Origin of the sequence: Mesorhizobium sp. M4A.F.Ca.ET.020.02.1.1 (assembly GCF_004022645.1) — a bacterium.
GTDB lineage: Bacteria > Pseudomonadota > Alphaproteobacteria > Rhizobiales > Rhizobiaceae > Mesorhizobium.
This window is the reverse complement of sequence record NZ_RZOI01000254.1, coordinates 1-7,576: the sequence shown is the minus strand read 5'-3', so window position 1 is coordinate 7,576 and position 7,576 is coordinate 1. Positions and strand designations below refer to the sequence as shown.

Annotated in this window: 7 protein-coding genes; 1 reads left to right on the top strand and 6 read right to left on the bottom strand. The window is 66.0% G+C overall.

Features of this window, described 5'->3' with window-relative positions; all coding sequences use genetic code 11:
• Positions 1-104 precede the first annotated feature (104 nt).
• From EN742_RS17115 to EN742_RS17090, 6 genes are all read right to left on the bottom strand, one after another.
• A complete protein-coding gene (locus EN742_RS17115; RefSeq protein WP_126057440.1) occupies positions 105-770 on the bottom strand; it encodes a septation protein A in 666 nt (221 codons plus the stop codon).
• 42 nt (positions 771-812) lie between these two features.
• Complete coding sequence (ftsY, locus tag EN742_RS17110; RefSeq protein ID WP_128333058.1) at positions 813-2,603, bottom strand: signal recognition particle-docking protein FtsY; 1,791 nt, start codon at positions 2,601-2,603, stop codon at positions 813-815.
• Positions 2,604-2,615: 12 nt separating this feature from the next.
• Positions 2,616-3,899: a tRNA (N(6)-L-threonylcarbamoyladenosine(37)-C(2))-methylthiotransferase MtaB gene (mtaB, locus tag EN742_RS17105; protein WP_126057442.1), complete on the bottom strand. Its 1,284-nt coding sequence runs from the start codon at positions 3,897-3,899 to the stop codon at positions 2,616-2,618.
• Positions 3,890-4,783: a diaminopimelate epimerase gene (gene dapF / locus EN742_RS17100; protein ID WP_128333057.1), complete on the bottom strand. Its 894-nt coding sequence runs from the start codon at positions 4,781-4,783 to the stop codon at positions 3,890-3,892. Before dapF ends, mtaB begins: the two co-directional genes overlap by 10 nt.
• Positions 4,784-4,976: 193 nt before the next feature.
• The gene (locus EN742_RS17095; protein ID WP_126057444.1) at positions 4,977-5,138 is read right to left on the bottom strand and encodes a DUF1328 family protein; all 162 of its coding nucleotides are present in this window, start codon (positions 5,136-5,138) and stop codon (positions 4,977-4,979) included.
• Between the two features lie 80 nt (positions 5,139-5,218).
• The gene (locus EN742_RS17090) at positions 5,219-6,229 is read right to left on the bottom strand and encodes an MBL fold metallo-hydrolase (RefSeq protein ID WP_126057445.1); all 1,011 of its coding nucleotides are present in this window, start codon (positions 6,227-6,229) and stop codon (positions 5,219-5,221) included.
• Positions 6,230-6,387: 158 nt separating this feature from the next.
• On the opposite strand from EN742_RS17090, the gene EN742_RS17085 reads away from it, so the two are divergent.
• A partial coding sequence (locus EN742_RS17085; RefSeq protein WP_148670132.1) for a hypothetical protein occupies positions 6,388-7,576 on the top strand: 1,189 nt, incomplete at its 3' end.

The window sequence follows — 7,576 nt, the reverse complement described above, 5'->3', positions numbered from 1 at the left end:
GCCCTCAGCTCGTCGCGCGTGGTGAGGAATTCCATGCCCCGTCCCTCTCTTGTTCTGCCGCAATTCCGGACGGAAAACCGCTGCGCACGTTTCCTGGAATTGCTCTATTTGCCAGCGTTCTCCTCCTTAGCCTTGTCCTCAAGCGAATGGCGCATGATCAGTGGCATCTGGCTGAAGGTGAAGAGAAGCGTGATGGGCATGATGCCCCAGACCTTGAAGGTAACCCAGGCGTCGGTGGAAAAATTCCGCCAGACCACTTCATTGACGAGGGCCAGGAAGAGGAAGAACAGGCCCCAGCGGAAGGTGAGCTTCTTCCAGCCTTCGGTGTCTAGCCTGAAGGCTGAATCGAAGACATAGCCGAGCAGTGACTTGCCGAAATACAGGCCGCCGAGCAGCACGCCGCCGAACAGCGTGTTGACGATGGTCGGCTTCATCTTGATGAAGACGTCGTCCTGCAAATAGAGCGTCAGCGTGCCGAAGATGAGGACGACGACACCCGACACCATGGGCATGATCGGCAAGGTGCGGATGAGCAGCCAGGAAACGATGAGCGCCAGCGCAGTGGCAACCATGAACAGGCCGGTGGCGACGAAGATCGGCCCGCCGAGCTCGCCCAGCACCGGGAATTTCTGCACCAGCCATTCGCTGCGCGAATTGGCGAAGAAGAACACCATCAGCGGACCGAGCTCCAGCGCCAGCTTGAGCACCGGGTTTACGCCTTCCTTCTTCTGTTTCTGCGGGTCTGACGGGTCGCGTTCGAGGATGTTCATGGAAGTCCTTGTTGTCCCGAAAGTCGGCGCTTTTGGGATCGTTCAAGCCACGCCAGCGATCGCGCGGGCGAATTCGCTGGCTGAAAAAGGTTCGAGGTCGTCGACTTGCTCGCCGACGCCGATGAAATAGACCGGCAGCCTGTGCCTGGCCGCGATCGCCACCAGAATACCGCCGCGCGCCGTACCGTCGAGCTTGGTCATCACCAGGCCGTTGACGCCGGCGACGTTGCGGAAGATCTCGACCTGGCTCAGCGCATTCTGGCCGGTGGTGGCATCGACCGTCTGCAGCACGGTGTGCGGCGCTTCCGGATCGAGCTTGCCCAGCACGCGCACGATCTTCTCCAGCTCCGCCATCAGCTCGGCCTTGTTCTGCAGCCGGCCGGCGGTGTCGATGATCAGCACATCGGAGCCGGCATCCTTGGCCTTCTCGAAGGCGTCGTAGGCGAGGCCGGCGGCATCGGCGCCGAGTTTTGAGGCAATGACCGGCGATTTCGTCCGCTCGCCCCAGATCTTCAATTGTTCGATCGCGGCGGCGCGGAAGGTGTCGCCGGCGGCGAGCATCACTGACAGGCCGCCATCGGTCAGCTTGGCGGCCAGCTTGCCGATCGTCGTGGTCTTGCCGGTGCCGTTGACGCCGACCACCAGGATGACATGCGGCTTGTGGGTGAGGTCGAGCTCCAGCGGCAGGGCGACGGGGGTCAGCACCTTCTCGACCTCGGCCGCCATGACCGAGCGCACCTCGGCGTCGGAGACGTCCTTGCCGTAGCGGCTGGAGGCCAGCGCATCGGTGACGCGGAGCGCGGTCTCCAGGCCGAGATCGGCGCGGATCAGCACGTCCTCCAGGTCCTGCAGAGTGTCCTCGTCCAGCTTGCGCTTGGTGAAGACGCCGGCAATGTTGCCCGACAGCTCGCGCGAGGAGCGGGCAAGCCCGTCCCGCATGCGCTGGAACCAGGAGCGCCGCGGCGCCGGCTCCGGCGCCTTCTGCGCCTCGGCCTTCTGCTCGACCTTTTTTGCGACGGTTATCTTGCCGGTTGAGGGCTTTGGCTCCGGGGTGTGCGGGATCGGCTGCGGCTCGGGGGCAATCTCGGCAACCATCCGCTCCGGTTCGACCGGCGCAGGCTGGCGAATCGGAGGAGCGATTTCCGCCGGCGGAGCAGGCTCCGGTGGCGGCAAATCCTCGACAGGCTGGCGCTGCCCCTCACCCTCTGCCCGTGAAGAACGGCGCGAGGGGGGCGTCGGCGTTGGCGCTTCTTCCTTCTCCCCGTCACTATACGGGGAGAAAGTGCCGGCAGGCGGATGAGGGGCGGCGCCGACCTCCAAAGATGGCTCGATAGAACGTGGCGCTGCCGGCGGCACCTCGATCGGTGCCGGCGTCTCGGCCGGGACTTCGCTGGGCGTCGTCGGCACTTCGACGGGCGCCGGCACCGGCTGCGGCTCCGGCCGCGCAGGCTCGATCTCCGGCGAGGCCGGCTCCGGCTGCGGTACCTCTTGCGGCGCGGGCACCGGCTCAGGTGCAGGTTCGGGCGGAACGGGCACTTCCTCCGGTGCCGGCGGCTCCGGCTTCTCCGGGGCAGGTTGCGGCTCTTCCTCCGGCAGGGGCTGCGGCAACGGCTCCGGCTCGGACGGAACGACCGGCTCAGGTGCCGGCGGGATGACGGGTTCCGGCGCCGGCGGAATGTCCGGTGCAGGTTCGGGCTTCGGCTCCTCGGCCGCCGGCTTCAGCGCGTCCAGCGCATCCCATTTGATCGGCGGCAAGGGTGCCGTCTCGTCGACGCGCTCCTCGACGACTTCCTTCTTGCCGAACGAAAATATCTTCTTGAAGAAACCAGCCATGTTTTGCGTATCTCAGGCGGCGCGCGCGGCAAGCGACGCGGCCAGGAGGCGGGCGCCGTCATGGCCCGTAACAACAGCCTCGACGATCTTGCCCGGTGCCCCGGCGTCGATGGCGGCCAGCGTGAACCCCTCGGTGCGGCCGAGGCCGTCGCGCTCGACCAGGATCGACTGGCGCGTACCGGCAAGGGCGGCGAGATGGCGGCGATAGGCGGCCTCGCCGGCGGCGCGAAGCCGGGCCGCGCGCTGCTTGACCACCTCGCGCCGCACCTGCGGCATGCGCGCGGCGGGCGTGCCTTCGCGCGGGCTGAACGGGAAGACGTGCAGATGCGTCAGGCCGCATTCCTCGACGATCTTTTCCGAGTTCGCGAACATCGCCTCGGTCTCGGTCGGGAAGCCGGCGATGATGTCGGCGCCGAAGACGATGCCGGGGCGCAGCTTGCGTACCTCCTCGCAGAAGCGGATCGACTGGTCGCGCAGGTGGCGGCGCTTCATGCGCTTCAGGATCATGTCGTCGCCCGACTGCAGCGACAGATGCAGATGCGGCATCAGCCGGGGCTCGGTGGCGATGGCGTCCAGCAGGTCCTCGTCGGCCTCGATGGAATCGATCGAGGACAGCCTGAGCCGCTTCACCTCTGGCACCTGGCGCAGGATCGTCTTCACCAGCTTCCCAAGCTTCGGGGCGCCCGGCAGGTCGGCGCCAAAACTGGTCATGTCGACGCCGGTCAGCACGATCTCGGCATAGCCATTGCCGGCCAGCCGCTTGATCTGCTCGACCACGGCGCCCATCGGCACCGAGCGCGAATTGCCGCGGCCATAGGGGATGATGCAGAAGGTGCAGCGATGGTCGCAGCCATTCTGCACCTGGACGAAGGCGCGCGCCCGGCCCTCGATTGCATCGACCATGTGGCCGGCCGTCTCGCGCACCGAGAAGATGTCGTTGACGCGCGCCTTCTCGGTGTCGTTGACGCCAAAATCGGGGAGCGCGCGATAGGAATTCGCCTTCAGCTTCTCTTCATTGCCGAGCACGAGGTCGACCTCGTCCATGGCGGCGAAGTTCTGCGGCTCGGTCTGCGCCGCGCAGCCGGTGACGATGATGCGTGCCTGCGGGTTCTCGCGGCGGGCTTTGCGGATCGACTGCTTGGCCTGGCGCACCGCTTCCGCTGTGACGGCGCAGGTGTTGAAGATGACGGCGCCGCCCTCGAGCGCGCCGAGGCCGGCGCTTTCGGCCTCGCGGCGCATCACCTCGGACTCATAGGTGTTCAGGCGGCAGCCGAAGGTGACGACGTCTATCGCCATCGGGCCGCGCTTTCGGTGTCGCGGGCCCAGGTGCCGGTCGAAGGGTCGAAGCTGCCGGAGAATTCCCATTCGGCGGCACCGGTCAGGATGACGTGGTCGTCGTCGCGCCATTCGACATGCAGCGAGCCGCCGCCGGGCGTCATCAGCGAGACGCTGCGGCCGGTGCGCTTGGTGCGGGCAGCGGCCACCACGGCGGCGCAGGCGGCCGAGCCGCAGGCCTTGGTCAGGCCGGCGCCGCGTTCCCAGGTACGGATAACCATGGTTTCGGGCGAGGTGACCTGCGCGATGGTGATGTTGGCGCGCTCGGGGAAGATCGGATGGTTTTCCAAAAGCGGGCCGAACCGGTCGAGCTCGTAGGACCAGACGTCGCGATCGACCCAGAAGATGGCGTGCGGATTGCCCATCGAGACGGCCGAGGGCGAATGCAGCACCGGCGCGTCGATCGGGCCGATCTGCAGCTCGATCATGCGGGTGTCGCGGAACTCCTCGGCGAGCGGGATGTCCTGCCAGCCGAAGCGCGGCGCGCCCATATCGACCGAGATCGTGCCATCGGCATGTTCCTTGGCGTTGAGGATGCCGGCCCGGGTCTCGAAGGTGAAGCTCTTCTGGCCGGTCTCGGCGGCGAGCGCCTGCACGACACAGCGCATGCCGTTGCCGCAGGCCTGCGCACCCGAGCCGTCGGAATTCAGGATGTCGACATAATAGGCGGTGCCCGGCGTCCTCGCATCGTGGATCGCCATGATCTGGTCGAACTTGGTCGCGGCATCGGCATTGAGCGCGATCGCCGCCGCCGGCGTCACCCGGTCGGCGCGGCCGCGCATATCGGCAACGATGATCTCGTTGCCGATGCCATTCATCTTGGCGAAGGGGGCGGTGCCTGCCATCTAACCGGTCATTCCATGTCCGTTTGGCGCTATATGGCGGAAACGGGCGGGAATTACCAGTGCGGCGCGCTTGAAGCCACGGCGAAGACGCCGAACCGGCCACGACGGAGACACCGGGCCCGGCGACGGCGAAGACGTCGCGCCTTGGCGACGACGAAGACGTCGCGCCTAGCCGACGGCGAAGACGTCGGGCCTAGGTAACCGCGAAGACGCCGAGCACGATCAGCAGGAAGATGATGAGGACGACGCCGATCAGGACGCGCGCGCCGGTGGCGGCCGCGCCTGCCAGTGCCGGCATGCCGAGCAGGCTCGCCGCCGCGGCGACAATAAGAAGAATGATGATCCACTTGATCATGGAAAGGCTCCCAGCCGAATTGCGCTGTTGGGTCAACGCCTCTTGTCGGCTTGGGTTCCTGTGGTCGGCCAGCTCCTGGGCTAGGCGGCCGGCACATCCCACACCTCGCCCGGCCGCAAGGCGCGGAAACGTTCGCGCGGCAGGCGCTCGGCGTCGAGCGCCTCGGCCAGTTTGCGGGCAGGCTCGTCGATCGGCTCATTGGTGAGCTGGAAGGTGCCCCAGTGGCAGCCTGCGGCGTGGGCTGCGTTGCAAAGCATCATGCCTTGCACCGCCTCCTCGGGATTCTGGTGCTGCGGCTCCATGAACCAGCGCGGCTCATAGGCGCCGATCGGCAGGATGGCGAGGCGGAAGCCGCCATGCTTTTCGGCCATCAGCCGGTAGTTGGCGCCGCCATGGAAGCCGGTATCGCCGGCGAAATAGATTTTTGCGCTTGGCGTCTCGACCACGAACCCCGCCCACAGTGCCATGCGCCGGTCGCGCGCGCCGCGCGCCGACCAGTGGTGCACCGGCTCGACATGGATGGCGGCATCCTTGCCGAGGTCGAGCCTGTCGCCCCAGTCATGCGCGCTGAGCCGCATGCCGGGGACGGCGGCGTCGATGATGGCGTCGTTGCCGAGCGGCGTGATCACCAGCGGGTCGTGCCTCGCCTTCAGCCGCTTCAGCGTGGCGAGATCGAGATGGTCGTAATGGTTGTGGCTGACCAGCACGAGGTCGATCGGCGGCAACTGGGAAAAGGCGATGCCCGGCGCGTTGACACGTTTCGGCCCGGCAAAGGACAGCGGCGAGACGCGCTGCGACCAGGCCGGATCGGTGAGGATGTTCAGCCCCGCCGTCTGGATGAGCAGCGAGGAATGGCCGACCATGGTGAGGCGCAGCGCGGCGCCGTCGACGCGCTCGTCCGGCCTCGCCTGATGGAACGGGCTCGGATTGGCCGCCGGCCATTTCGCGCGCTCGCCGCCCAACTGCCATCGCAGGAGGTCGGCGAAGCGGCCGGGCGGCTTGCCATTGGGATTGAAGAACAGGGTGCCGTCGAAATGATCGCTTGGCGGGCCGCGATAATAGCGGTTGGCGGCTGTCTTTCTTGCGGCCAAGGCTGCGGCTCCGGCATGTTTCTTCCTCTTGCAAGATAGGATCGATGCCATCTGGCGCAAGCATTTGGGGACGGGTGCATGCTCTGGCCAGAGGCCGCGCGCTGGCGCCGGCGATGATTTCCGGTATACGATCGGTCGGCGGAATGGAGGGGGAAACCATGCGTCGGCAGGCAGTTCTTGCAGTCGTGGCGGCGATCATGGGGACCGCGCCGATAGCGCCGGCTGCCGCGCAGACGCAGCCCGGCGCTTGCGCCTTTGCGCCAGCCATCCTGGACGCGGGCGATTTCCTGCTTGCCGAACCGGCAACGTTCCCGAATTTCTGGCGCGACCGTTTCGGGGATGACGCCGCGTATCTGAAGATACGCTATGGCGGCCTTGCCTACACCGAAGGCTCGGCGCTTCTGGCGAGCCTGGAAAAACGCAGTCATCCGCCGCAGCGCATTGTCGAACTCAGACTTGCCTATGCAACAACGCCGGACCGGGCGGCGATGATTGCCGGCATGCAGCCGCTGCCCAAGGCACAGTCGATTGTGCCACAGCTTGGCCAATCCGCCTGGCGCGCGCTGGTCATGGAGGATGATGGCGACTGGCTTCTGGACGAACTGGCGCGCTTGCAGACGTCGGATCTTTACCAAGCGTCGGTCGCCGCCAAAGGAATTGCGCAGGCGCTGTCCGCTCTCGATGATCAGGCAAAGTCGCAGCTCGCCCAAAGGGCTGAAGAAGCAGGCGTTTGGCTCCTAGCGCTCGAGATGCGGGCAGCAGAAGACGACCTCTCCGACTACGTCGCCTACCTCGACCGCCTTCCGCCCGCGGCATTAATCGACAAGCGTCATACCGGTTATCTTCGCAACGCCCTCAACTCTGCCAATCTTCGCCCGTTCTTCGACATTTCCAAACAGCCGGCGCAGGTACAGGCGCTCGACCGTCAAAACGGTATGGGTTCAGCCATCAGGCCAATCGGGCAGCTGATTGACCATTCTCCGCAGGCCGCCATCTTGCTGACTCTCGTGAACCAGACCGGTGATCTGCGGCTTGGCCCTACAGTGGCAGGGGCGCTCAACGCGCAGATTGCAGCAAAACAGCTCGACCCGATCAACAATCCCGATGCCGTCACGGCGGCTATGCTCAATGGGATCGACTATGTTCTTGGTCGCCGCGAACGGGAGGACAATCTGCGTCATGCCCTGATCTCCGAGATGCAAGGCGAAACGGCGGAGTCGTTCGTTGACAGGGCGTTGGCTCGATCGACGCTGGCGCCTTTCATGAAAGGCAATGAGGCCGAACCGCCACATCGCCCAAAACAGCTCACAGCGGCCTTCCCCTGGGAACAGTGGGTCGGGCTGGCGG